Origin of the sequence: Arthrobacter sp. 2MCAF14, assembly GCF_052115645.1 — a bacterium.
Classification (GTDB): domain Bacteria; phylum Actinomycetota; class Actinomycetes; order Actinomycetales; family Micrococcaceae; genus Arthrobacter.
Window position 1 is genome coordinate 1 of sequence record NZ_JBFRHB010000047.1, and the last position, 25,564, is coordinate 25,564.

General features: G+C 64.8%; 21 protein-coding genes. 8 read left to right on the forward strand and 13 right to left on the reverse strand.

All coding sequences use genetic code 11. The features are described 5' to 3' along the window. A partial coding sequence (locus AB4074_RS21925; protein WP_441415283.1) for a DUF222 domain-containing protein occupies positions 1 to 1,053 on the forward strand: 1,053 nt, incomplete at its 5' end. Positions 1,054 to 1,063: 10 nt separating this feature from the next. On the opposite strand, the gene AB4074_RS21930 is transcribed toward AB4074_RS21925, so the two are convergent. The 3 genes from AB4074_RS21930 to hisS all read right to left on the reverse strand — a co-directional run bounded on the left by AB4074_RS21930 (position 1,064) and on the right by hisS (position 5,230). Beyond that, the gene (locus AB4074_RS21930; RefSeq protein ID WP_441415296.1) at positions 1,064 to 1,834 is read right to left on the reverse strand and encodes a GNAT family N-acetyltransferase; all 771 of its coding nucleotides are present in this window, start codon (positions 1,832 to 1,834) and stop codon (positions 1,064 to 1,066) included. 98 nt (positions 1,835 to 1,932) lie between these two features. Continuing rightward, positions 1,933 to 3,726 (reverse strand): aspartate--tRNA ligase, encoded by a 1,794-nt coding sequence (gene aspS / locus AB4074_RS21935; RefSeq protein ID WP_345450643.1) that lies wholly within the window; start codon positions 3,724 to 3,726, stop codon positions 1,933 to 1,935. Between the two features lie 148 nt (positions 3,727 to 3,874). Further along, positions 3,875 to 5,230, reverse strand: coding sequence for a histidine--tRNA ligase (hisS, locus tag AB4074_RS21940; RefSeq protein ID WP_441415284.1), 1,356 nt, complete (start codon positions 5,228 to 5,230; stop codon positions 3,875 to 3,877). A gap of 260 nt (positions 5,231 to 5,490) precedes the next feature. Here hisS and AB4074_RS21945 point away from each other — a divergent pair, with 260 nt between their 5' ends. From AB4074_RS21945 to AB4074_RS21955, 3 genes are all read left to right on the forward strand, one after another. Further along, the gene (locus AB4074_RS21945; RefSeq protein ID WP_441415297.1) at positions 5,491 to 6,258 is read left to right on the forward strand and encodes a peptidylprolyl isomerase; all 768 of its coding nucleotides are present in this window, start codon (positions 5,491 to 5,493) and stop codon (positions 6,256 to 6,258) included. Between the two features lie 65 nt (positions 6,259 to 6,323). After that, positions 6,324 to 7,979, forward strand: a complete 1,656-nt coding sequence (locus tag AB4074_RS21950; protein WP_441415285.1) for a DUF349 domain-containing protein — start codon at positions 6,324 to 6,326, stop codon at positions 7,977 to 7,979. A 106-nt stretch (positions 7,980 to 8,085) separates the two neighbouring features. Next, the gene (locus AB4074_RS21955; RefSeq protein WP_441415286.1) at positions 8,086 to 8,730 is read left to right on the forward strand and encodes a type IV toxin-antitoxin system AbiEi family antitoxin; all 645 of its coding nucleotides are present in this window, start codon (positions 8,086 to 8,088) and stop codon (positions 8,728 to 8,730) included. 11 nt (positions 8,731 to 8,741) lie between these two features. Here the strand turns inward: AB4074_RS21955 and AB4074_RS21960 are convergent, their stop codons facing one another. From AB4074_RS21960 to pdxT, 9 genes are all read right to left on the reverse strand, one after another. Further along, the gene (locus tag AB4074_RS21960) at positions 8,742 to 11,135 is read right to left on the reverse strand and encodes a RelA/SpoT family protein (protein ID WP_308193900.1); all 2,394 of its coding nucleotides are present in this window, start codon (positions 11,133 to 11,135) and stop codon (positions 8,742 to 8,744) included. A 148-nt stretch (positions 11,136 to 11,283) separates the two neighbouring features. Then, entirely contained in the window at positions 11,284 to 12,297 is a 1,014-nt protein-coding gene (gene secF / locus AB4074_RS21965) for a protein translocase subunit SecF (RefSeq protein ID WP_441415287.1), read from the reverse strand. Continuing rightward, positions 12,297 to 14,051 (reverse strand): protein translocase subunit SecD, encoded by a 1,755-nt coding sequence (gene secD, locus AB4074_RS21970; RefSeq protein ID WP_441415288.1) that lies wholly within the window; start codon positions 14,049 to 14,051, stop codon positions 12,297 to 12,299. The genes secF and secD overlap by 1 nt, the downstream gene beginning before the upstream one ends. 109 nt (positions 14,052 to 14,160) lie before the next feature. Next, positions 14,161 to 14,544, reverse strand: coding sequence for a preprotein translocase subunit YajC (gene yajC, locus AB4074_RS21975; RefSeq protein WP_441415298.1), 384 nt, complete (start codon positions 14,542 to 14,544; stop codon positions 14,161 to 14,163). A 190-nt stretch (positions 14,545 to 14,734) separates the two neighbouring features. Further along, positions 14,735 to 15,811, reverse strand: a complete 1,077-nt coding sequence (gene ruvB / locus AB4074_RS21980) for a Holliday junction branch migration DNA helicase RuvB (protein WP_441415289.1) — start codon at positions 15,809 to 15,811, stop codon at positions 14,735 to 14,737. Next, entirely contained in the window at positions 15,804 to 16,448 is a 645-nt protein-coding gene (gene ruvA, locus AB4074_RS21985; protein ID WP_404502553.1) for a Holliday junction branch migration protein RuvA, read from the reverse strand. Before ruvA ends, ruvB begins: the two co-directional genes overlap by 8 nt. An 89-nt stretch (positions 16,449 to 16,537) precedes the next feature. Beyond that, entirely contained in the window at positions 16,538 to 17,116 is a 579-nt protein-coding gene (ruvC, locus tag AB4074_RS21990; protein WP_236810689.1) for a crossover junction endodeoxyribonuclease RuvC, read from the reverse strand. A 45-nt stretch (positions 17,117 to 17,161) separates the two neighbouring features. After that, the gene (locus AB4074_RS21995) at positions 17,162 to 17,917 is read right to left on the reverse strand and encodes a YebC/PmpR family DNA-binding transcriptional regulator (protein ID WP_441415290.1); all 756 of its coding nucleotides are present in this window, start codon (positions 17,915 to 17,917) and stop codon (positions 17,162 to 17,164) included. Between the two features lie 3 nt (positions 17,918 to 17,920). Further along, complete coding sequence (gene pdxT, locus AB4074_RS22000) at positions 17,921 to 18,622, reverse strand: pyridoxal 5'-phosphate synthase glutaminase subunit PdxT (protein WP_441415291.1); 702 nt, start codon at positions 18,620 to 18,622, stop codon at positions 17,921 to 17,923. A 101-nt stretch (positions 18,623 to 18,723) separates the two neighbouring features. Here pdxT and AB4074_RS22005 point away from each other — a divergent pair, with 101 nt between their 5' ends. Genes AB4074_RS22005 through AB4074_RS22015 form a run of 3 tightly spaced genes read left to right on the forward strand, consistent with a single transcriptional unit; the run spans position 18,724 to position 22,827 of the window. Continuing rightward, positions 18,724 to 20,019 carry a MurT ligase domain-containing protein gene (locus AB4074_RS22005; RefSeq protein WP_441415292.1) on the forward strand — a complete coding sequence of 432 codons (1,296 nt, stop codon included), beginning with the start codon at positions 18,724 to 18,726 and terminating at the stop codon, positions 20,017 to 20,019. After that, entirely contained in the window at positions 20,016 to 20,765 is a 750-nt protein-coding gene (locus AB4074_RS22010) for a type 1 glutamine amidotransferase (protein WP_441415293.1), read from the forward strand. The genes AB4074_RS22005 and AB4074_RS22010 overlap by 4 nt, the downstream gene beginning before the upstream one ends. A gap of 49 nt (positions 20,766 to 20,814) precedes the next feature. Next, positions 20,815 to 22,827 carry a M3 family metallopeptidase gene (locus AB4074_RS22015; protein WP_441415294.1) on the forward strand — a complete coding sequence of 671 codons (2,013 nt, stop codon included), beginning with the start codon at positions 20,815 to 20,817 and terminating at the stop codon, positions 22,825 to 22,827. 290 nt (positions 22,828 to 23,117) lie between these two features. Here the strand turns inward: AB4074_RS22015 and pdxS are convergent, their stop codons facing one another. Next, positions 23,118 to 24,044: a pyridoxal 5'-phosphate synthase lyase subunit PdxS gene (pdxS, locus tag AB4074_RS22020; RefSeq protein ID WP_284982234.1), complete on the reverse strand. Its 927-nt coding sequence runs from the start codon at positions 24,042 to 24,044 to the stop codon at positions 23,118 to 23,120. A gap of 445 nt (positions 24,045 to 24,489) precedes the next feature. Between pdxS and AB4074_RS22025 the strand changes: the two genes are divergently transcribed. Continuing rightward, on the forward strand, positions 24,490 to 25,564 hold a 1,075-nt coding region (locus tag AB4074_RS22025; protein WP_441415295.1), incomplete at its 3' end, for a DUF222 domain-containing protein.

Consider the following 25,564-nt stretch of genomic DNA (forward strand, 5'->3'; position numbering starts at 1 on the left):
GAACGCCACACCCAAAGCGCCCAGGACCGGCGCGTCGAATACCTCCCGGACCGCGACGGCATGGCCTGGCTCTCCGCCCACCTCCCCGCAGACACCGCGGCCGGGATCTGGGAACGGACCACCGCCGCCGCCCGCGCCCTCCAAGGCCCCCACGAGACCCGGACCCTCGCCCAGCTCCGCGCCGACATCACCGCCACCTGGCTCCTCACCAACCACAGCGGTGACATGCCCGACGGCGGCACCGGGCTGAGCGGCGCGGGAACCAGCGGTGCGGGAACCAGCGGTGTGGGAGCCAGCGGTGCGGGACCGGGCATGAGTGCGGGCACGGCGGGGCGGGTTCCGTCCCCGAGGGCGCAGGTCCTGGTCACCGTCCCGGTCCTGTCCCTGATCGGTGCCACCGAGGAACCGGCCATGCTCGACGGGTACGGGCCGATCCCGCCCTCCACCGCCCGGGCCCTGCTCGCCGACGGGGCGGATTCCTTCCACCGCGTCCTGACCGACCCCCGCGACGGCGCCCCGCTGGAAATCGGCCGCACCAGCTACCGCCTCACCAAGGCCCAGCGCCAATGGCTGCGGCTCCGCGACGGCAAGTGCCCCTTCCCGGGCTGCAACAACCACTCCCTGGACAACGAAGCAGACCACCTCCTGGCCTGGGCCCACGGAGGCACCACAGGCATCACCAACCTGGCCCAGCCCTGCCCCAAACACCACCGACTCAAACACCGCACCGCATGGACCCCCACCCCGGCCAGCAAAGACCACCCGCCCGGGTGGACCTCACCCTCACACCGGCACTACCCCAGCGAACACCAGGACTGGGAACCACCCCGCTGGCCAGAACATGTTCCGATCACGGACACGGACACGGACACCCCACCGGACCAAGACGTGCCTGGGAATCCGGAACCGGAACTGCCCCCGGATCCCTTCCCGGACTGGCACGCCTTCACCGCCGCACACCCATGGCCCGACCCCGACGACACCGACGAGCCGGGCGAGCCAGCTCTCCTGGACGACCCCTTCCCGGAATACGCCGCATTCGAAGGCACCTGATCAACCAGAACTAGCAGCCAGATAACGCCCGCTGCGGCCGCGCCTGCCGGTAGAGGTACCTGCCGTGCTCTGCGAAGCCGGCGCCCTCATAGAGGGCCCGGGCGCCGGTATTCGAGGCCATCACCAGTAGCCATAACTCCGACACGGCTCGGTGTCTGCCAGCCGTAAGAAGGGCGTCAAGCACCCGCTGGCCGAAGCCACGGCGACGGTGTCCGGCCTCGGTTGCCATGCAGTAGATGCCTCCCTTGCCGTCCACCAGGGCGAGGCGCCCGACGGCGGCTGGGGCGCCGTCGTCGTCCCTCACGAGGGCGTAGACCGAGGGGCAAGACACAAGGATCTTCCGCGCGATCTCCAGCTCGGCGTCGCCTCCGCGGCCATCAACGGACCACCACAGCCGGAGCCACTCTTCGGAAGGCACCTCGGAGAGCTCGACGTCGGTCGAAAGGTCACCGAGCCGGGTAGCTGGAAGGATGCCGCCCGGGCGGACCATGATGAGGGTCTCGGACTGCCGGGTGAATCGCTGCGCATCGAGCACCGCGTTGAGGCCCGTGCTCCGTTCGTCGTCGAAAACCTGGAAGATCAGGGGCAGGCGCCGGGAGCGATACCACTGCGTGGCGGCGCGCACTGCCGACTCGTGGTCATCGGCTTGTTCCCTGGGCCAGACCGAGTTTGCCCGCTGCGTGACACCTCCGGCGGCCCGCATGACCCATCCCCCGGCGTCCTCACGGTCCGGAGCGGGCCATGCCCGGTCCATGAGCTCCCCGATCGATGCAAGGCTCATTTCCTGTGCCACGCGTCCTCCTCAATTCAGTCGACGTCATGCTACGCCGAAGGCCCCCGCAATTGCGGGGGCCTTCGGGCTACTTCTGCGGTTTCCAGCTACTCCGGCTTGGCTGCCGGCGCTGCCTGCGCCTTGGCCTCAGGCTTGAAGTCAACTCCGGCTTCCTTGCGCTGCTGCGCCGTGATGGGCGCAGGAGCAGCGGTCAGGGGGTCGTAGCCGCCGCCGGACTTCGGGAAAGCGATGACGTCGCGGATCGAGTCCACGCCGGCCAGCAGGGCCACGACGCGGTCCCAACCGAAGGCCATGCCGCCGTGGGGAGGTGCGCCGTACTTGAATCCCTCAAGGAGGAAGCCGAACTTGGTCTGCGCGTCTTCCTTGTCCAGGCCCATGAGCTCGAAAACACGCTCCTGGACATCGGCCTCGTGGATACGGATGGATCCGCCGCCGATTTCGTTGCCGTTGCACACGATGTCGTAGGCGTAAGACAGGGCCGCTTCCGGGTCCTTGTCAAAGGAGTCAAGGAACTCGGGCTTCGGAGAGGTGAAGGCGTGGTGCAGGGCCGTCCACTGTCCGCCACCCACCGCGACGTCACCCGAGGCGACGGCGGCGGCTGCGGGTTCGAACATCGGAGCGTCGACGATCCAGACGAAAGCCCAATCCTTGGGGTCGATCAGGCCGGTGCGGTGGCCGATCTCGACGCGGGCAGCGCCCAGCAGGGCGCGGGACGGGGATTTCTCGCCAGCGGCGAAGAAGATGCAGTCGCCGGGCTTTGCGCCCACGGCGTCGGCCAGGCCGGCCCGCTCGGTGTCCGTGAGGTTCTTGGCAACGGGGCCCGTGAGCTCGCCGTCCTCCTTGAACAGCACGTACGCAAGACCCTTGGCGCCACGCTGCTTGGCCCACTCCTGCCAGGCATCCAGCGCGCGGCGGGCCTGCGAGGCTCCGCCCGGCATGACGACGGCGCCGACGTAGGGCGCCTTGAAGACGCCGAAGTTCGTGTCCTTGAAGAATTCCGTCAACTCGGTGAGCTCCAGGCCGAAGCGCAGGTCCGGTTTGTCGGAGCCGTACTTGGCCATTGCCTCGTGGTAGGTCATGCGGCGGATCGGCGTCGGGATTTCGACGTCGATCAGCTGCCACAGCGCCTTGACGATGCTTTCGCCGAGCTCAATGACGTCGTCCTGGTCAACGAAGCTGGCTTCGATGTCGAGCTGGGTGAATTCCGGCTGGCGGTCCGCACGGAAGTCTTCGTCGCGGTAGCAACGGGCGATCTGGTAGTACTTTTCGAAACCACCGACCTGGAGCAGCTGCTTGAAAAGCTGCGGCGACTGCGGAAGCGCGTACCAGGAACCCGGGGCCAGACGCGCCGGAACCACGAAGTCACGGGCGCCTTCCGGCGTCGAGCGCGTCAGCGTGGGAGTTTCGATCTCCACGTAACCCTGCTGGTGAAGCAGCTCGCGGGCCACGCGGTTAGCCTCGGAACGCAGGCGCAGGTTCCGGGCGGGGCCGGGGCGGCGCAGGTCAAGGTAGCGGTGCTTGAGGCGTGCTTCCTCACCGACCTCGACGTGCTCGTCGATCTGGAACGGCAGCGGGTCCGAGGTGTTGAGGATCACCACTTTCTCGGCGATGACTTCGATCTCGCCCGTGGCGAGGTGCGGGTTCTCGTTGCCCTCGGGACGCTTGCTCACGGTGCCCACGATCTGCAGCACGTATTCGTTGCGCAGGCCGTGGAAGACCTCTTCCTCGCGGACAACCACCTGGGCGACACCGGACGCGTCACGCAGATCGACGAAGGCCACGCCACCGTGATCTCGGCGGCGGCCTACCCAGCCTGCCAGGGTGACGGTCTGTCCAATGTGCTCGGAACGCAAGGATCCGAGGTCATGTGTGCGCAGCACAGCATTCCTTTCAACATGATTTTCAGCGGATCATAGCTAAACGATCCCGTTCGAGTTTACCCGTATGAATGAATCGTGGCCGCCACGGAGCGCTTCCCTCCCCCGGCTGACGCCTGCGGGGTTTTGCCTTTGCGGCGCCGGTTAGTGCCTAGCGCGTGGTGATGCGGACGTGGAGATCCTCGGGCGACGGCTCCCAGCTGGCCGGATCCGCGTCGACTTGCTCTCCGGTGCGGATGTCCTTTACCTGGTGCTTGCCGTCGTCGTCCGTGAACCAGACGAAAGGAATGCCGCGTCGGTCGGCGAATTTGATCTGCTTGCCGAACTTCTCGGCCTTCGCCGCAACCTCGGTTGCGATCCCCCGCCCGCGCAGCTGGGCCGCGACGTCCTGGGCAGCAGACCAGCTGTTGTCGTTGTTGAGGGCGACAAGCACTGCCGTGGGCACCGAGCGCGACGCCGTCGCGAATTCCTGGCTCAGGATGCGGGACACGAGGCGGGTCACGCCGATCGACAGTCCGACGCCGGGGAACTTGCGGTTGCCCTTGCTGGCGAGGGCGTCGTAGCGGCCTCCGGAGCAAATGGAACCGAGCTGCTCGTGCCCCACCAGGACGGTTTCGACGACGGTGCCGGTGTAGTAGTCCAGGCCCCGGGCGATGCTGAGGTCGGCAACAACCTTGCCGGGGGCGCGCTGCACGGCAGCCTCAATGACTTGTTCGAGCTCGCTGAGGCCTTCTTCGAGGAGCTCGTCGGTGACACCGAGGGCGCGGACCTGTGCCACAAAGGACGTGTCCTCCGTGCGGATGCTTGCGAGCTTCAAGGCAAGTGCCGCCTGCTCGTCCGTGGCGCTCAGCTCGTTCTTAAGCAGTTCAGCGACTTTCGCTTCGCCGATCTTCTCGAGCTTGTCGATGCTGCGAAGCACGCCGGCAGTGTCCGTCAGGCCGATACCGCGGTAGAAGCCCTCGGCCAACTTGCGGTTGTTGATCCGCAGGCGGAAATCCGGGATGGGAAGGGCACTCAGCGCTTCGGCAATGACGAGGGCAATCTCAACGTCGTAGCGGAAAGGCAGCTCGCCGTCGCCCACGACGTCGATGTCCGCCTGCGTGAACTCGCGCGCGCGTCCTTCCTGCGGACGCTCCCCCCGCCACACTTTCTGGATCTGGTAGCGGCGGAACGGGAAGGCGAGGTAACCGGCGTTCTCGACAACGTAGCGCGCAAACGGCACCGTGAGGTCGAAGTGGAGGGCCAGTGCGTTGGGATCCGCCTTGTCCGACTTTCCGCCCTCGCCGGCGCCGTCCTCGTCTTCCTGCAGGCGGCTCAGACCGTATACCTCTTTGTCGATCTCGCCCTTGCGCAGGAGCTGGCCGACTGTCTCAACAGCGCGGGTTTCGATCGAAGAGAAGCCATGGAGTTCGAACGTCTTGCGCAACGTGTCCAGGACATGCAGTTCCACCAACCGCTCCTGGGGAAGCCACTCGGGGAATCCGGACAGGGAGGCGGTACGGGCCATGGTGGAAATTTCTCCTCAATGATTGCGCGGGCCGGACCTGGCGCCACGAACCACGGGCCGATTCGGCTCAGGTTAGGCGGGCGTCCAGCCAGTCATGCATAAACTATGTGCGGCAGCCAGTTTATGCTTTCGGCGCCTGCACATCTAATGCGGGCACCCGGGTTCGGCCTGCCTGCGATGGAAGCTCGTCCAGACAACCAGGAGGACCCTTGTCTACAAGGCCGCGGGACAACCGTGAAGCCAAACGGCGCATCAGGCAGATGGAGGCCAAGCGCGAGCTTCGGCGTGCACAGGGCAAGCGCCGGCGCCGGGACAATGTGATCGCCGTCGGCGTGGGCGCCGCCGCTCTGATTACCGCCGTCGTGCTCCAACTCACGGTGTTCAACTCGAACCCGAGCGAATCGGAGTTCGCAGCGGCGCAGGCCGGGCTGAGTTCGCCGTCCGCCTCTGCGAACCCATCCGCTTCCGCCGCAGCAACAGGCTCGAATAGTGCCGGCATTCCCAGAGCCGACACAGCCGCGGGTAAGACGTTCACTGGCCAGCTCAGCCTCAATGGAGGGGCCGTCGGCGTCGAACTGAACGGCACAACGGCTCCGCAGGCCGCAGCCGTGTTCAAATCCCTCACTGACGCGAGTTACTACAGCGGGCTCAAGTGCCCTCGACTGACCACCGCGGACAACTTCTCGGTGCTGCAGTGCGGCGCCAAGGGAACGGACACCACCGACGACCCCAACTTCCACTGGGGACCGCTGGAGAACACCCCCGCCAACAACACCTACCCGGCCGGAACCATCGCGGTCGCCCGGACCGGCAACAACGCCTACGGCAACGGGCACCAATTCTTCATCGTGTATAAGGACACGGTCATTCCCCCGGATTCCGCCGGCGGGTACACGATCGTCGGTAAGGTGACGAGCGGCATGGATATCGTGACGAAGATCGCCCAGGCAGGTATTAATCCGGGTAGCAGCGCCACCGACGGCGCCCCTGTGGCACCTGTCACGATAGACTCGTTTTCTCTGAAGTAACCAGCCCGGGCCACGGTCCACGGCGCATTACCTTAGTAATCCCTCCAAGCGAAAGACTTTTAGCGGTGACAGACAGTCAGAAATCCGACGAAACTGCAGTAGTGGCCAACGACGAAGAAACCCAGGCTCCGGTAGCTGAGCAAACCGGCGGCGAGCCTGCTGCCCAGGAAGAGCCCGCCGCTCCGGTAGCTGACGCTGCCGAGTCCGTAGCTGCCCAGGAAGAGCCCGCCGCCCCGGTAGCCGACGCGGCAGAGCCCGCCGCCCCGGTAGCCGACGCGGCAGAGCCCGCCGCCCCGGTAGCCGACGCGGCAGAGCCCGCCGCCCCGGCTGAGCCAGCTGCCAAGCCTGCTTCTCCGGCGCCACGACCGGCCCCCTCGCATGCGCCTTCTCCCGCGGCATTTGCTGCCCGCCCGAAAGCTTCAACCAGCGTGATTCCGGCGGCGCCGGCAGCCCAGCCTACGGCGGTGTCCCTGGCGGAAGCCGCCAAGTGGGGGCGCGCCGAGGGTGACGGCCACGTCTTCCTGACCATCGACGGCGAAGAGCAGCCGGTGGGACAGTACCCGGGAGTGAGCACCGACGAGGCGCTGGCGTACTTCGCCCGGAAGTACGACGACGTGGTTGCGCAGATCGTTTTGATGGAACACCGCGTCGAGTCCAAGGCCCCGGCCACGGACATGCAGAAGACGGTCGAGCACCTGCGCGAGCAGCTGGCCGAGCGCAACATGGTGGGAGACATCCGCACTGCGGAAGCCCGTCTGGATGCCCTGGCCGGACAGATTTCCGAACTGGAAAAGTCCGAGAAGGCAGCGCATGACGCCGCACGCTCCGCGGAACTCGCGGCACGCGAGGCGATCGTTGCCGAAGCAGAATCCATCGCGTCCCAGGATCCGTCCCAGGTCCAGTGGAAGACGTCCAGCGCCCGCATGAACGAACTCTTCGAGAGCTGGAAAACAGCCCAGAAGAACGGCATCCGACTTGGACGAAGCAACGAGGACGCATTGTGGAAGCGGTTCCGCTCGGCTCGTACCGTTTTTGACCGCCACCGCCGCGCCTACTTCTCCCAATTGGACAGCACCAACTCGGCCGCCAAGGTCGCCAAGGAACAGCTGATCGTCGAGGCCGAAGCACTCTCCAGTTCCACGGACTGGGGTTTCGCGGCGGGCGAATACCGCCGGCTCATGGACCAGTGGAAGGCTACGCCCCGCGCCAGCCGCAAGGACGACGACGCCCTCTGGCTCCGGTTCCGTGCCGCACAGGATGTCTTCTTCAGCAACCGCCAGGCTGCCAACGACGAGATCGACCAGCAGTACACAGCGAACCTTTCCGTCAAGGAAGAACTCGTTGTCGAGGCCCAGGCCCTCCTGCCGATCACGGACCTCAATGCTGCCAAGAAGGCTCTGCAGTCCATCCGCGACCGCTGGGAAGAAGCCGGAAAGGTCCCCCGCGCCGACATGGGCAGGATCGAAGCCGGCCTGCGCAAGGTTGAGGATGCCGTCCGCGAAGCCGAAGAGGATAAGTGGCGCCGGAGCAATCCGGAGACCAAGGCCCGTACCAACAGCGCCCTGTCGCAGCTGGAGGCGGCCATCGCCGGCCTGAGGGAAGACCTGGAAAAGGCAGAAAAGGCCGGAGACCAGCGCCGCATCAAGAATGCACGTGAGGCCCTCGAGGCCCGCGAGGCTTGGCTTGACCAGATCCAGCGCTCGGCCAGCGATCTCGCCTAGCAGTAAGGGCTGACAGTCCTAACGGAGCTGACAGGCCCCGTCCCGGTTATCCACATAACCAGGCCGGGGCCTGTTCCCGTTGCGGCGCCCACGCGATGATTGCTGAATGGCCCCAGGACTCCCGCCTCCGCAACAACAGGACTTCCTTTCCAAGGAGCTGTACGCGCCTAGCCCGATGTTCACGTGGGCCGAGCTTCAATCGATGGCCGCGGACGGGGTGCTCACCCCGCTGTACGAGAAGAGCTTCACTCCTCCCGGGCTGGATGTCACGCCGCGACTCCGCGCCCGCGCGGCTGCCCTGGTTGTTCCGGATCGTGTTCGCAGGAAGGTCATTGCGGGCCGCATGACGGCGGCATGGATCTACGGTTGCGCGGATGCCCCCGAGAGGCTTTCGCTCCTGGTGGACGCCAAACACCGCATATCGAGCCTGCGCTCGGCCCGCGGCTGCATTCTGCATGAAGTCCGTCTGGGCCAACTGGACGTGGTCAGCATCGGCGGGCTGCTCGTGACGAGTCCCCTGCGGACGGCGGTGGATGTGGCCCTACACGTCGAAGCCAGCAGGGCCGTGCCAGCGCTGCGAACGATGCTCTCCCAGGACGAGTTGGGCGTTCGGTTGCGGCTCTTGACCCTCGCGGTGGAGGCGTCCGCGAGGGTGCCCCATAAGAAGGCCGCTTTGCGCAAGCTCGCCGCCCTGGCTCCGACCGCCGACGCGCGGCCGACCGGTGTATTCCCACCGGAGGCGGCCGCCTGAATTGCTTCGGCTCAGCTCCTCCTGCGGTTGCCCGTGGTCCTGTAGACATCGAAGACGCCGTCGATCCTGCGCACGGCACTGAGCACGTGGTGTAGGTACTTCGGATCGCCCATTTCGAAAGCGAAGCGGGAGATGGCTACCCGGTCGCTGGAAGTGTGCACGGAAGCAGCCAGGATGTTGACGTGGTTTTCCGAAAGCACGCGGGTGACGTCTGAGAGCAACGACTTCCGGTCCAGTGCTTCCACCTGGATCTCAACCAGGAAGACGCTGGACTGGGTCGGAGCCCATTCAACCTCGACGATGCGATCGGGCTGGTCACGGAGATCCGAGACATTCGTACAGTCCGTGCGGTGTACCGACACGCCCGAGCCCCGCGTCACGAAGCCGAGGATCGGATCGGGCGGTACGGGAGTGCAGCAACGGGCCAGCTTCACCCAGACGTCGCCTACGCCGCGCACTATGACGCCGGAGTCCGAGTAGCGGGTCTTCTGGAGTTGCGAGGGAATACTGACTTCGTCCAGGTCCTCATCGGGCGTCTCATGGCCGCCAAGGTGCTCCATGAGTTTTTCCATGACGGACTGAGCCGAAGTATGACCATCGCCCACACCGGCATACAGGCCGGAAATGTCGACGTAGTGGAATTCCTCCGCCACCGTGGACAGGGCGTCATGCGTCATGAGCCGTTGCAGGGGCAGGTTCTGCTTACGCATGGCCCGTGTCAGCTGATCCTTGCCGCGCTCGATGGCCTCTTCGCGGCGTTCCTTGCTGAACCATTGCCGGATCTTGTTGCGTGCCCGGGCGCTCTTGACGAAGTGCTGCCAGTCCTGGCTCGGTCCAGCGCCCTCGGCCTTGGAGGTGAAGATCTCCACCCAGTCGCCGTGGTTGAGCTCGCTGTTGAGCGGAACCAGCTTGCCGTTGACGCGCGCACCGATGGTCCGGTGACCCACTTCGGTGTGCACCGCGTAAGCGAAGTCCACCGGCGTCGATCCTGCGGGAAGGGCCATGACCTCGCCCTTGGGGGTGAAGACGAACACTTCCCGGGCATTGATCTCAAAACGCAGCGAGTCCAGGAATTCGCCCGGATCCGACGTTTCCTGCTGCCAGTCGACCAAGGAACGCAACCATCCCATGTCGCCGTCCTTGGGACTCCCCGGGCCTACGGCGGTCCGGTTGGGCTGGTCCTTGTACTTCCAGTGCGCCGCCACACCATACTCAGCCCTGCGGTGCATTTCGTGGGTACGGATCTGGATCTCGACCGGCTTGCCACCGGGCCCGATGACGGTGGTGTGCAAGGACTGGTACATGTTGAACTTCGGCATGGCGATGTAGTCCTTGAACCGCCCCGGCAGGGGGTTCCAGCGCGAATGCAAGGTGCCAAGGGCCGCGTAACAGTCACGGACAGAGTCCACGAGGACGCGCACGCCCATGAGGTCGTTGATGTCGTCGAAGTCCTTGTCCCGGACGATCATCTTCTGGTAGATCGAGTAGTAATGCTTGGGGCGTCCCGTGATGGTGGCCTTGATGCGGGCGACGCGCAGGTCTTCGGCAATCTGGTTGCGGATGACGCTCAGGCTCTTCTCGCGCTCCGGAGTGCGGTCCCCCACCATCCGGACGATCTCTTCATACACCTTCGGGTACAAGGCGGCGAAGGAGAGATCCTCGAGTTCCCACTTGATGGTGTTCATGCCGAGGCGGTGGGCCAGCGGCGCAAAGATCTCAAGCGTTTCGCGGGCTTTGCGTGCGGATGATTCGGCGGAAACGAAGCGCCACGTGCGGGCATTGTGCAGCCGGTCCGCGAGCTTGATCATCAGCACCCGGATGTCCTTGGCCATGGCCACAACCATCTTGCGGACGGTCTCGGACTGTGCGGCCTCACCGAATTGGACCTTGTCCAGCTTGGTGACGCCATCCACGAGCATCGCGACCTCCGGGCCGAAATCGCGCGTCAGGTCAGCGAGCGTGTAGGGAGTGTCCTCCACGGTGTCGTGCAAGAGCGCAGCGGCCAGGGTTGTGCCGGTGAGCCCCAATTCAGCCAGGATCGTGGCCACTGCCACGGGGTGGGTGATGTACGGATCTCCACTCTTCCGCTTCTGCCCCTGATGGCTTCGCTCGGCTACGGTGAAGGCCCGCTGGATGAGATCGAGGTCTTCCTTTGGGTTGTTTGCCCTAACGGTCCGAAGGAGCGGCTCGAGGATGGGCGAATAGGTGCTCGTGCCGCGTCCAGTCAGTTTCGCCAGCCTGGAGCGCGTCCGCTCGCGCCGTCCGGGGAACGTCGGGCGCACGCCCGGGCTGTCCACGGGCACACCATCCACTGTGCTTCCCGTAGCTGCAGTTGCGGTGCCGGGCACGCGGCTCAGGCCGTCCTCTCCGCCCGCCGGCAGCGCCGACGTCGTACGTTCCTCCACAAAAGCACCTCTCCCGACTGACTTAATTCTCCCAGTCTATTCCCGCCGGTGACCTGTCCAAGAACCGATACCCAGATGACGGAGCCTGGAACGGAAAGGGCCGGCCACCGCCTTTCAGCGGTGGCCGGCCCTCCAACGGGAAACCAGGCTAAACGGCAGCGGCTTCCGAATTCGCGCTGGCGGCTGCCGCGCGTCGGGTTGCCACCTTCTTGGCCTGCTTCTGCAACTCGGGTTCGCTCTGGCGCAGCCAGGCGTAGAGCGGAGCCGCGATGAAGATCGTGGCCGCGGTACCGATCAGGATACCGACGAACAGCGCGAGGGACAGGTCGCGCAGCGTGCCGGCGCCCAACAGTCCGGCACCGATGAACAGAATTGCGGCGACCGGCAAGACTGCCACCATCATGGTGTTGATGGAGCGCACCAGGGTCTGGTTGACGGCAAGGTTGACCTCTTCGGCGAAAGTGCGCCGGCTGGAGGTGGTGATGTCCGAGGTGTTTTCACGGATCTTGTCGAAAACCACCACGGTGTCGTAAAGCGAGTAGCTGAGAACCGTCAGGAAGCCGATGATGGCCGACGGGGTCACCTCGAAGTCGCTCAAGGAGTAGACACCGGCCGTGCAGAACATCGTGACCAGCATGCCCGCAAGGGCAGAAACCGACATCTTCCAGGTACGGAAGTACAAAGCCATCAAAAGAGCGGCCAGGCCTACGAACACCGCGAGGCCGATCAGCGCCTGCTTGGTGACATCCTGCCCCCAGGTGGGGCCGATGAACGTCGAGGTGACCTGGTTTTCGGTGACTCCGTAGGCCTTTGCGAGATCCGTTTTGATCTTGATGGTCTGGTCATCGCTGAGTTTGTCGGTCTGGATACGCATGGTGCTGCCGGCAACGTTGGCGACGCGCGGAACGGCACCGGAAACGACGTCGTGGACTGCCTTTTCGCCCGGCGCGGAATCGGTGGTCTTCACGTTGGATACCGTGAACTCGGAACCGCCCCTGAAGTCGATTCCGAGGTTGTAGCCGCCCTTGACCACCGGCAGGAGGATGGAGATCGCCACCGCCACTGCGGCGATGATGAACCAGATCTTCTTGCTGGATACGAAGTTGTAAGAGCGCTTGCCCGTGTAGAGCTCGTTGCCGAACTTTGCGAAGCTCGTGGTCATTACTTCTCCTCCTTGGTGCCATTGGAAGAACCAGCCAGCTGAGCTTGCTTCTCGGCAAGGCGGCGCTCGGCGATGGTCATACGGCGCTCGGCCTCCGCAGCAGCACCGGTGTTGCGGGCGCGAACGACGGCGGGCTTCTCCGTCGGCGTGCGGAGCCTACCGGCACCGCGGTACAGCGGCACAGCGCCCAGGCGCTCAGGGTCGAGGCCGGAGAAGCGGTGACCTTCCCCGAAGAACTTGGTCCGGGACAGCACCTGGAGTGTCGGGTGCGTGAACATGAACACGACCAGGAGGTCGGCCAACGCGGTGAGGCCAAGGGTGAAGGCGAAGCCGCGGACGTTTCCAACAGCGACGAAGTACAGCACCAAAGCAGCAAGCAGGTTGACGGCCTTGGACGCGAGCACCGTGCGCTTGGCTCGCTTCCAACCATTCGCGACGGCGGACACGAGGCCCTTGCCCTCACGAAGTTCGTCGCGGATGCGTTCGAAGTACACGATGAAGGAGTCGGCGGTTTGGCCAATGGCCACGATGAGACCTGCCACACCGGCGAGGGACAGCCGGTAGTTTTCAGTCCACCCAAGGATCGCGATGGCGAGGTAAGTGAGTCCGCCGGCAACCACGAGGGAGAGGATGGTGACAAAGCCCAGGGCCCGGTACTGGAAGAGCGAATAGACCACCACGAGCAGGAGGCCGATCACACCGGCCATCAGGCCAAGACGCAGCTGCTCGCCACCGAGGGTGGCGGAAATCTGTTCCTCGGACTGGATATCGAAGCTGATGGGCAATGCGCCGTAGCGGAGCTGGTCCGACAAGGCCTGCGCGGAAGCTTGCGTGAAGTTACCGGTGATCTGCGGCTTGCCGTCGGTGATGACGGCGAGGGCACGAGGCGCGGAAATTACCTGGTCATCCAGGACGATGGCGAACTGGGCCTTGGGGTCGTTGCCGCCCTGTGCCTGGGATGCCACGTAGAACTGGTTGAGCCTCTGGGTAACGTCCTTGAAGGTCTTGGTGGCGTTGGAATCGAAGGTGATCGTCACGCCCCACGCATTGGTGACCGAGCCCTGTGCGCCCTGGACGGGATCGAAGGAGGACGAAACGATGTCCTGCCCCTTCACCTCGACCGGGCCAAGGATGTACTTGACGGCTGGAGTCTTGGCCGTTGCAGGCTCGCAGGTCACCAGCGGCTTGGCGGGATCCGAGCGCGGCTGCTTGTCCTGGGCCGGGTTGACGCAGTCCAGCGCTTCGAAGGCCTTGTAGACATCCGCTGTCACCCAGTTGCTGTCGCTGGCGTTGGCCGGCGCAGCCGTGGGCTTGGGCAGGCTTGCGTCCGGTGTCCGCGATGCGACCGGAACGGCCGCAGGGTCGCCCGTGGTGATCACCGGGCGGAAGTTCATGTCGGCAGATGCCTGGATCAGTGCGCGGGTTTCCGAACTTGGCGTGCCTGGAAGGCTCACCACGACGTTGCGGCCGGACTGCGTGGTGATTTCGGCTTCTGCGACACCGGAGCTGTCAACGCGTTGGCGGATAATCGCGACGGCCTGGTTCAACTGTTCTTCGTTGATGCCCGTGGATCCTTCGACCTTGGGCGCGAGAATCATTTGTGTGCCGCCCTCAAGGTCAAGCGCGAGCTTTGGGGCCCAGCTGGCGTGACCTGTGATGACGCCGCCACCGAGGACTGCTGTCAGTACAGCGAATATTGCGACAAGCCAGATCAGCACCCTGCGGGCTGCATTTTTGTGGCCGGTTCGTGCCATGTTCGATCTTCCTGTTGATGACGGAACAGCCGCCGACGTGCACTTGTGAGCGCAGGCCGGCGGCGATTCATTGCCGTAGAACTATTCCCGCTTGTAGAGCGGGTACGGGCTAGTTGTCCTTCTTGCCTTCGTCGTTGAGGCGCTTGAGGGTTTCGTCCGGGGTCTCCGCGGATGCCGAGGCATCGGCGTCCGCGGCCGTCAGCGACGACGCGTCGTCCGGAACGTCAACTGCGGCCTCCTCGACGGGCTCAACGATCTTGGTAACGGCCTGGCGGTGCACGGTGGCGAGGTTGCCCGGAGACAGTTCAAGGACAACCTTGTTCTCAGCGTCGTCCATCGAAACGATTCGGCCGAACAGTCCGAAACTGGTCATGACATCAACGCCAGGAGCGAACTGGGACTGCAGCTTGGCCTGCGTTTGCTGCGTCTTTTTGTTGCGCCGGAACATCATGAAGATGAAGACGCCAAGCATGGCAAACAGCAGGATTGTCATTGGATCCACAGGGAAGTTCCGTTCTTTACTTACGTTTTTGGTTTCACGGCCATGTCTGCCCGGTGGATCCGGCGGCCGAGGAGCTTTCGCCCACGTGGCCGCACAATGCTCCGACGGGCGGGCACAGAACCAAGGACTCGAACGTGCCGAGTGTCATACCAGTCTAGAGGGTTAAGCTGAATGGATCGTGCTATCGGCCGGTGTCGATGCTTTCCGCCCCGTTTTCGCTGTCTTCGAACAACGCCAGCGGGTCCTGCCCGAACACTCCTGGCGGAACCGCATAACCAAGGTGGGTCCAGGCGGACGCCATGGCAATCCTGCCGCGCGGCGTCCGTCCCAAAAGGCCTTCGCGCACCAGGTACGGCTCAGCGACAGTCTCGACGGTCTCGGGTTCCTCCCCGACGGCGATCGCGAGGGTGGAGAGCCCCACGGGGCCACCGTTGAACTTGAGGATCAGCGCCTCCAAAACGGCACGGTCCAGGCGATCCAAGCCACGCTCATCCACCTCATACATGTCCAGCGCAGCGGAGGCGGCACGGGCATCGATCTGCTCGATGCCGTGGACCAAAGCCCAGTCCCGGACACGGCGCAGCAGCCGGTTGGCGATACGAGGAGTTCCACGGGAACGGCCCGCGATCTCGCTGAACCCGGCCGAGTTGACCTTCAGGTCAAGCAGTCCGGCCGAGCGACGCAGAACCAGTTCAAGCTCCGCTACCGAATAGAACTCCAGGTGCCCGGTGAAACCAAAGCGGTCACGCAGCGGACCAGGCAGCAGGCCGGCCCGCGTGGTGGCGCCAACGAGGGTGAACGGCGGCAGCTCAAGCGGAATCGCAGTGGCTCCTGCACCCTTGCCCACCACGATGTCCACCCGGAAATCTTCCATGGCCATGTACAGCATTTCCTCTGCAGGCCGGGACATCCGGTGGATTTCGTCGAGGAACAGGACCTCGCCCTCCGAGAGCGAGGAGAGGATGGCAGCGAGATCTCCGGCGTGCTGGATGGCGGGCCCGCTGCTGATACGCAACGGAGCGTTCATCTCGGCAGCGATGATCATGGAGAGCGTGGTCTTCCCCAGTCCCGGAGGGCCCGAAAGCAGGACGTGGTCCGCGCTGCGGCCACGCATCCTTGAGGCCTCCAGCACGAGCGAGAGTTGCTTGCGGACGCGGTGCTGGCCTACGAAGTCGTGGAGGTTCTTCGGACGCAATGCGGCCTCGATGATGCGCTCTTCGGGTTCCTCTCCCCCGTTCACGAGGGACTGCTCAGCCACGGCTGCCTACCCGGTTTCCAGCGCGGGCGCCGTCCTGCCCAAGCCAGCGAAGGGTTGCACGCAGGATCTGGGCGACGTTGCCGGCGTCGGCAAGTTCCGGGGAATCGGCCATTGCCTTGTCGATGCTGCCGGCGGCGTCCTTCTCCGACCAGCCGAGGCTCGTCATTGCAGCGACCACCTGCGGTTTCCAGACGGACTCGGCCGCGACGGCTGGGACGGCCCCCGGCGCGGTGCCGTGAGGCACGAGTTTGCCCGCAAGCTCCAGCACGATCCTGCCGGCGACCTTCGGCCCGATGCCCGGGACCTTGGTGAATGACTTGGCGTCACCGGAATGGGCGGCCACCCGGATCGCTTCGGGCTCATGGACCGCGAGGACCGCGAGGGCCAGCCGCGGCCCCACCCCGCTCACACTGAGCAGGACATCGAAAACTTCCCGTTCGTCGTCGTTCGAGAAACCAAAGAGCGTCAGGGAGTCCTCCCTGACGATCAACGAGGTGAACAGCTTCGCTTCCTCGCCGACATGCAGGTGGCTGAGGGTTTGGGGCGTGGCGTAGACGCTCATACCGGCACCGTTGAGATCGATGACGGCCGTGGAGAGACTGACGTGTGCCACGGTTCCGCGGAGAAAACTGATCAAGACCCGGCTCCTGAAGTACTGCCCCGTGCATGCTGCGCCGCGGGCTATCCGAACATATCTACGAATACCCTAGCAAGGGCCACCGACATTTACCGGCCGCGGCGCGCTTTCGCTTCGGCTTCGGCCCAGGCCCGCTGGGCGGGTGTCAATGCACTGCTCCCCGGTCCGGTGGTGGCAACCGCGGCACCGCTGCCGGCCCGCCACGCGTGCGTGACGGCGAGGGCCAACGCGTCCGCGGCGTCGGCCGGGCGCGGCGGGGCGTCAAGACGGAGGATCTTAGTGATGAGTTTTGTCACCGCTTCTTTGTTGGAGGTGCCGCTACCCGTGACGGCAGCTTTGACCTCCGACGGCGTGTGGAGCGCCACCGGGATGCCGCGCCGCGCAGCGGCCGCAATGACAACGCCGGACGCCTGGGCGACGCCCATGACGGTACTGACGTTCAACTGGGAGAAGACACGTTCGACCGCGAGAACGTCGGGTTTGTACAGGTCCAGCCATTCGTCGATGGCCTTGGCGATGACCAGCAATCGCTGGTCCAATGATTGTTCCGGGGAGGTTCCCACGACACAGACGGCGACCATGGTGGCGCGCCGGTTCCGTTCGACGTCGACCACTCCGATGCCGCAACGGGTGAGGCCCGGATCGACTCCCAATACGCGAAGAGTCAAGTCCGGGCCTCCCTGTTTGTTATGAAGCTGTGTTGCAAGTGGGCGCTACTCGGCTTCGAGCGCAGCCTGGACTTCCTCGCTCATGTCCGCGTTGGTGTACACGTTCTGGACGTCGTCGAGATCCTCAAGGGCGTCGACGAGCTTCATGAACTTCTTGGCACCGTCGAGGTCCAGCGGCACCTGCATGGACGGGACGAACTCAGCTTCGTCCGTCTCGTATTCGATTCCGGCTTCCTTGAGGGCTTCGCGGATGGCCTGGAGATCGGTGGGCTCCGAGTGGATTTCCCAGTTCTCGCCGTTGTCCTTGACTTCCTCGGCCCCGGCGTCGAGCACGGCCATCAGGATGTCGTCTTCGCTGAATCCGTTCTTGGGCAGGTTGACGACGCCCTTGCGGGTGAAGAGGTAGCTCACTGAGCCGGGGTCGGCAATGGTGCCGCCGTTGCGCGAGATTGCAAGCCGGACCTCAGAGGCGGCACGGTTCTTGTTGTCCGTGAGGCACTCGATCAGAAGAGCAGAACCCTGCGGGCCCCGGGCTTCGTACATGATCTCCGTGTAGTCGACCACTTCGCCGGTCAGGCCGGCTCCGCGCTTGATGGCGCGGTCGATGTTGTCGGCGGGGACCGATGTCTTCTTCGCTTTGGTGACAGCCAGTTCCAGGCTGGGGTTGCCGGCGAGGTCCGGTCCGCCCATGCGGGCCGCGACTTCGATGTTCTTGATCAGTTTGGCGAACGACTTGGCCCGGCGGCTATCGAGGATGGCCTTCTTGTGCTTGGTCGTCGCCCATTTGGAGTGGCCTGACATGCTTTAAACTTCCCCTCTGATCATTCGAATAAACAATTCATGCACGCGCTTCTCCCCAGTCACTTCCGGGTGGAAGGAGGTGGCCAGCAACCGACCTGAGCGCACTGCAACAATTCTAGCCAACCCGTGCAAAGTGTCCGTGTGGGTGGCATTTCCCGGTTCAACCTGGGCAAGGATTTCGACGCCGGGACCAACGCGTTCTACCCACGGTCCACGGATGAAGACGGCGTGGACGGGGTCGACGCCGTCTTCGCCGGCGCTGAACTCAAGGCCTTTGAAGTCAAGGTCGGTTTCGAAAGACTCGCGCTGCCGGCCGAAGGCGTTGCGACGGACCGTGATGTCCAATCCACCGAAAGTCTGCTGCGGATTCCCGGCGAGGTCCGTGGCGGGATCGGCGATGTCGTCCGCCAGCAGGATCATGCCGGCGCAGGATCCATAGACCGGCAGGCCGGACGCAATCTGCTTGCGGATGGGATCGGCGAGTTCAAAGATGCGCGCCAGCTTGTCGATGGTGGTCGACTCGCCGCCGGGAATGATGAGGCCGTCAATGTCATCGAGTTCCGCGGGACGCCGGATGCCGACGCCGGTGGCACCGGCCGCTTCGACGGCGTGGATGTGCTCACGAAAATCGCCTTGTAGTGCGAGGACGCCGATGCGCAGGCCCAAGCCCACGCTTGATGACGCCTCGGAAGGGGGATTGGTCATTCGACCATCATAATGCGCTGCCACTGCCAGGCTCGCCCCGGGAATCCGATGGCAGGCATACGGCACGTGGTTTATGCACCAACTGGGATATATTACAGAGCATGTTTTCGTTCACCGTTCCACTCGGCAAGCTGGTCCGTGCTGTGTCCCGGCTGCGCGGCGGGGGTTCGGCTTTGCCCGGCCTCGTGGTCGAGAAAATCGACCCAGGCTTCATGCAAAGGACGCTGTCCTCGCTCCCCCACGGCGTGGCGGTGGTGAGCGGAACCAACGGCAAGACCACCACCACCAAAATGGTGGTGGAGCTCTTGGAAAGCCAGGGCCTGAAGGTCTTCACCAACCGGACAGGCAGCAACTTCACCCGCGGCGTCGCAGCTGCACTCCTCGGTGAAGTGGACTGGCGCGGAAGGCTGGACGCCGACGTCGCGGTCTTGGAACTCGACGAAGCTCATGCCGTGCACTTCGTGAACAAAGTGCCGCCGCGCTACTGCCTCCTCCTCAACGTCCTGCGCGACCAACTGGACCGTTTCGGCGAAATCGACGCCACCGCGATGCTTCTCCAGCGCATCGCCGAGCGAACCACCGGCACCGTGGTCCTGAACCGCGAGGACCCCCGGGTCGCTCGCATTGCCGGAGCCCTTAGCGGCCCCGAGGTGCTCTACTTCGGATTGGACGAATCGCTCCGGAGCACCTTCCCGAACGACGACGACATGCGGACCGCCGCTCCGGGAACCAGCCCCCGCGGTGACGTTCCCGACTCTCCGGCGGCCGACGTCGTGCTCCGCCGCGTCGGTACCGACGACGCCGACTTTGAGTTCGACGGAACCCGCGTGGCGACGCACATGAAACTCCGCGGCGTCTACAACATCTTCAATGCCGCTGCCGCATTGGTGCTCGCCAGGAGCATCACCGGAGCAAGCGGAAGGCCTGGCGATGCCGCCAAGCTGGTCAAGGCACTCTCGGAGGTGGCTCCGGCCTTTGGCCGCGGGGAGAGCCTGACGGTGGATGGCCAGCCCCTCGAGTTGGTCCTGGTGAAGAACCCGAGCGGTTTCCGCCTGGGCCTGAAGTCATTCCCGGCGAAGGGCTACGCATCCATGATCGCCATCAACGACAACTATGCCGACGGCCGCGACATGTCGTGGCTCTGGGACGTTGAATTCGATTCCCTGCGCGAGGACGGTGTCGAGGTCCTCACCGGCGTCCGTGCCTACGACATGGCCCTGCGCCTCCAGTACGACGAGGTCCGCTTCGGTTCAGTGGACACAGACATCCCCGCGGCCCTGGCTGAATTCATCCGGGGGTCGGCGGGCAAGCCCAAACGCGTGTTCTGCACGTACACCGCGATGTTGGCCATCAGGCGCGAACTCTCCAAAATCACCACAGTAGAGGTGGTCTCATGACTCCGGCCGAAGGCACCGCACACGCCAGCAAGGGAACCATCCGGGTCCTCCAGTTGTATCCCCGTGACATGAACATCTACGGCGACTGGGGCAATGCCCTCGTCCTGCGGCAGCGCTTGCTCTGGCATGGATACACACCTGAGCTCCTTGAATACAACGTGGGCGACGACTTCCCCGAAGATGTCGATCTCATTGTGGGCGGCGGTGGCCAGGACAGCGGCCAGGTAGTCATCCAGGACGATCTCCAGTCGCGCGGCGAACAACTCCGCGAGATGGCCGAGGACGGAACGCCGATGCTGGTTATTTGCGGGCTCTACCAGCTCTTCGGCAAGTTCTTCAAGACGAAGAGCGGCCCTGTTATCCCCGGTATCGGCATCCTTGACGTCGAGACCGTCGGCACCGACGAACGACTCATCGGAAACGTCACCCTCACCTCGCCCGAGTTCGGCGAAATCATGGGCTACGAAAACCACAGCGGACAGACTGCCCTGGGCCCCGGCGTCGAGCCCCTCGGCACCGTGTCCAAAGGTGCCGGCAACAACAGCAAAGACAACCATGAAGGCGCCAGGCACCGGAATGTGGTTGCCAGCTATCTGCACGGTTCCTTGTTGCCCAAGAATCCGGCCATCGCCGACTTCCTGATCCGGACCGCCGTCGAGCGCAAGTACGGCACTTTCGTCCCCGGAACGCCCGACGACGGCTATGCGCGCCTCGCGCGCGAGAATGCGGCGCGGCGGCCGCGCTAACCCGGGGAAAAGCGTTGTGGGCGGAGGCCCTGCATGAAAGGGTTGCTTCATGACGAACCCTCTCTTGGAGCCGAGTCCCCTTCCCTTCGGATTGCCGCCCTTTGCGACGATCCAGGACAGCCACTACGCCGAAGCAGTAGATGCTGGCCTCGCTCAGCACCTGGCCGAGATCCAGTCCATCGTGGACAATCCGGAGCCCGCGTCCTTCGAAAACACGGCGGTTGCGATGGAACGCTCCGGCCGCCTGTTGGAGCGGGCAGCGGCCTCCTTCTTCACACTGGTTTCTGCCGATGCCTCTGAGGCCATCCGCGAACTCGAAACCGAGCTGTCTCCCCGTTTCGCGAGCCATCAGGATGCGGTCTACCTCAACCGCGGACTGTACGAGCGTTTCGCAGCCATAGACACCTCAGGACTTGACGATGAATCCATCCGGCTGGTGCAGGAATACCTCCGGGAATTCCGCCAGTCGGGGATCCAGCTTGATCCAGCTGACCAGGAAAAGCTCAAGAGCCTCAATGCGGAGCTCTCCCGTTTGGGAACGGAGTACGGGCAACGCGTCAAGGAAGCCATGAAGGCCGCCGCGATTGTGGTGGATGACGCCACCGAACTTGCCGGGCTGCCGGCGGACGACATCGCCAGCGCCGCCGAGGCAGCGCGCTCTGCCGGCCACGAGGGGAAATACCTCCTGACCCTCATTCAACCGAGCAACCAACCTGCTTTGGCTTCTTTGCAAAATCGTGAGCTCCGGCGCCGCCTCCATGAGGCGTCCATCGCGCGGGGCAGCGACGGCGGCAGCCTGGACGTCATGGAGCTGGCGAAGGCGATGGTGCGTTTGAGGGCCGAGAAGGCGACACTTCTCGGGTTCGGCAACTACGCCGAACTGGTCATGGACCGCCAGACCGCCCCCGATTTCGTGTCCGTTCAGGCGATGCTGAACCGGCTTGCTCCTGCCGCCATCCGCAACGCCGACGCCGAAGCGGGCGCCTTGGCGGAGAGCGCGGGGCACCCGCTGGAAGCCTGGGACTGGGCGTACTACTCCTCGAAGGTCCGCCGGGAGCGGTACGAGGTGGACGAACAGCTGCTACGGCCCTATTTCGAATTGGACCGGGTACTGGTGGACGGCGTGTTCTTCGCAGCCAAGAGCCTCTTCGGTATTACTTTCCACGAGCGGAAGGACCTTGAGGGATACCACCCCGACGTCCGCGTCTGGGAGGTGCGGAACGAGGACGGCTCCGAGCTTGGCCTTTTCCTGGGCGACTACTACGCGCGGGACTCGAAGCGCGGCGGCGCGTGGATGAACTCGCTCGTCGAACAATCAGCGCTCCTGGGTACCAAGGCGGTGGTGATCAACAACCTGAACATCTCCAAACCTCCGGCCGGAGAACCGACCTCGCTCACCCTGGACGAAGTGAGGACCACTTTCCACGAGTTCGGCCATGCCTTGCACGGACTCTTCTCCAACGTCACGTATCCACGATTCTCCGGAACCTCGGTCCCCCGGGACTTCGTTGAGTATCCGTCACAGGTCAACGAGATGTGGATCATGTGGCCCGAGATCATCGGCAACTATGCACGGCATCACGCCACTGGCGAACCGCTCCCCCAAGGCATCATTGACCGCCTCAGCGAGTCCAAGCTCTGGGGCGAAGGTTTCGCCACCACCGAATACCTCGGAGCCGCCCTGTTGGACCTGGCCTGGCACGTGCTGGACGTCGACGGCGTTCCTCAGGATGCCCAGGACTTCGAAGCCAAGGCATTGGCTGCGGCCGGCGTGGCGCACTCCCTCATACCGCCCCGCTACCGCACGGGATACTTCCAGCACATCTTCGCCGGGGATTTCTACGCAGCGGGGTACTACTCCTACATCTGGAGTGAAGTGCTAGACGCGGAAACGGTGGTCTGGTTCACGGAAAACGGCGGCTTGCTGCGCCGGAACGGCGAACGGTTCCGCTCGGAACTGCTCTCCCGCGGAAACAGCCGGGATCCACTGGAATCCTTCCGCACGCTCCGGGGCCGCGAAGCCTCCCTCGAGCCCCTCCTGAAGCGCCGCGGGCTGGAATAGCGGGGCTGGCCCAACTAGCTCGCAGTTGTTGTCGTTCTGGAGCCTCAAAACGACAACAACTGCGAGTCAGTTGGGTTAACGCACGACGCCGGCCGGTCACCACGAAAGGTGACCGACCGGCGTCGTACTTAACCGGAGCGCAAGGAGCCGGACGGTGTGATCCGGTAGCGTGCGTAAAAGGGCCCCCGCCCCTCGCCGCCGCTAAGCCGCGGCAGCGTCACGCGGGGAATAGCACGCAGAGGATCAGCGCCGTCCGGCGCGCCAACAGAGCGCGCCGGCTTAACTAAGACCTACCAGCCGCGCTCGGCGAGGCGGTGCGGCTCGGGGATTTCCTCGACGTTGATGCCGACCATGGCTTCGCCCAGGCCGCGGGAGACCTTGGCGATGACGTCGGGGTCGTCGAAGAAGGTGGTGGCCTTTACGACGGCGGCGGCACGCTGGGCCGGGTTGCCGGACTTGAAGATGCCCGAACCGACGAACACGCCGTCCGCGCCGAGCTGCATCATCATGGCAGCGTCGGCCGGGGTGGCGATACCGCCGGCGGTGAAGAGGACGACGGGGAGCTTGCCGGTCGCGGCGACTTCCTTGACGAGTTCGTACGGTGCCTGCAGTTCTTTGGCGGCGACGTAGAGCTCGTCCTCGGGCAGGGTGGAGAGGCGGAGGATCTCGGCGCGGATCTGGCGCATGTGGGTGGTGGCGTTGGAGACGTCGCCGGTGCCGGCCTCGCCCTTGGAGCGGATCATGGCCGCGCCCTCATTGATGCGGCGCAGAGCCTCGCCGAGGTTGGTGGCACCGCAGACGAAGGGAACCGTGAAGTTCCACTTGTCGATGTGGTGGGTGTAGTCGGCCGGGGTCAGGACCTCGGACTCGTCGATGTAGTCGACGCCCAGGGACTGGAGGACCTGTGCCTCGACGAAGTGGCCGATGCGGGCCTTGGCCATGACCGGGATGGAGACGGCGGCGATGATCGCATCGATCATGTCCGGATCCGACATGCGGGACACGCCGCCCTGGGCGCGGATGTCGGCGGGAACACGCTCGAGCGCCATCACGGCCACTGCACCGGCATCTTCGGCGATGCGGGCCTGCTCGACGTTGACGACGTCCATGATGACGCCGCCCTTGAGCATCTCGGCCATGCCGCGCTTGACGCGGTTGCTGCCCGTAACGCTGGCTGCGGACGAACCGGCTTCGTTGCTTACATCAGGTGTAGACACAAAAACCCCTATGGGTAGATAGAAGACCTTGGCCGGGGCGCAGGCGGACAGGGGCCACACACAGCGCGCACCGGATTTCCAGGTCACATTGACCAAGTAACTTCAATACTAGTCCCCTGCGCTGTGCCCGTCGTACTTGATTACCAGCCTCGGCCACCCGGTCCTGCCGGCACCGGCGGGCGTCGCTCACCCGCTGTCATGAGTTCCGCGCGTCGCGATACTTCAGGTACCCATTTACGGCATCAGATTCGTCGCCGGGGCGAAGGCGCTGGAATCTGTCTTCGGCAATTGTGAGTGCAGCACCGGCCCGGTCGCTGAGGCGATCCGGGTTCATTGGGACCTCAACACCTGATTTTTGAGACCTGTTTTCCTTGTTTCGCTTTTCGCGACGTCGATTGGCACCGCGGGGGCCTTTAATGTCAGACCCCCGTGACAGGGTTTATTCATGGAAGGCATCGGTCAACTGGTGGCACGTCGGGCAGCCCCGCCCGAGGTCGGGATCGCGGCGTTGGGACGGCTGTCCCGCCGCCTGAAGCCCGTCCCTGCCTGGCATGCCGGGCAGCAAAACCCGGCCACCGTGCCGTCGCGGGCCACCGTGCCGTCGCGGGCCGCGCTGTCGCCCGCACCTGACCTTGATCAGGCGGTGGCGGCGATGGATGCGCTGCGYTCAACCGCYCTCGCCGACGCCCGCCAGTTCGCTTTCCCCGAAGCCGCKGATTTCGCCGGCACGGTCGAGGAGATCTCCCGGACGGTCGARTTTCTGCAGCTCGTCGCAGCCCAGGCCGTGGAACGGACCCGGCGCGAAGCCCAGGCRGCACGGCAGGCATCCCCGGCGCCGGGGTGGCGGACCGGCTGGACCGAACCCGCCGCAGCCGATACCGCAGCCGCACCGGTCGCGGGAACTGAAGCCGATACGGCAGCCGCGGCCAGCCCGGAAGGCTCTGCCGCCGGCCTCACGGCAGCCGCGGCCGGCCCGGCCGACGACGGGTACCGGAACGCCGCCGAATTCCTGCGCGCGAGGCTGCGGATCGGCATCAGCGAAGCCAGGCGCCGGCTGACACTGGCCGCCGGGGTGCTCCCGCAGACCGGGATCGCCGGGCAGGACCTACCCGCACGGCACGGGGTCCTCGCCGCGGCCCTGTCCTCGGCAGCCCTGCCCTCCCGCTCGGCCACCGTGATCAGCACGGCCCTGGACCAGGTACGCCACCTCGCCGACACGGACACCACCCACCGGATGGAACWCTCCCTGACCSACACCGCCATTGAGAGCGATCCGGATTTCGTCTCCCGGATGGCCAARCGCTGGGTCGATGCCATCGACCAGGACGGAACCGAACCCGGCGARGAAGAACTGCGCCACCGCCAAGGAGCGTTCATCCGCAAACCCCGCCGCGGACTGCACCACGTGGAGATTTACGCCACCGCCGAACAATTCGAAACCCTCGCCACCGTCATGAACACCGCCACCAACCCGCGCCTCCAGCACGACGCCGCCGGCTCCCGCACCGGCACCGGCACCG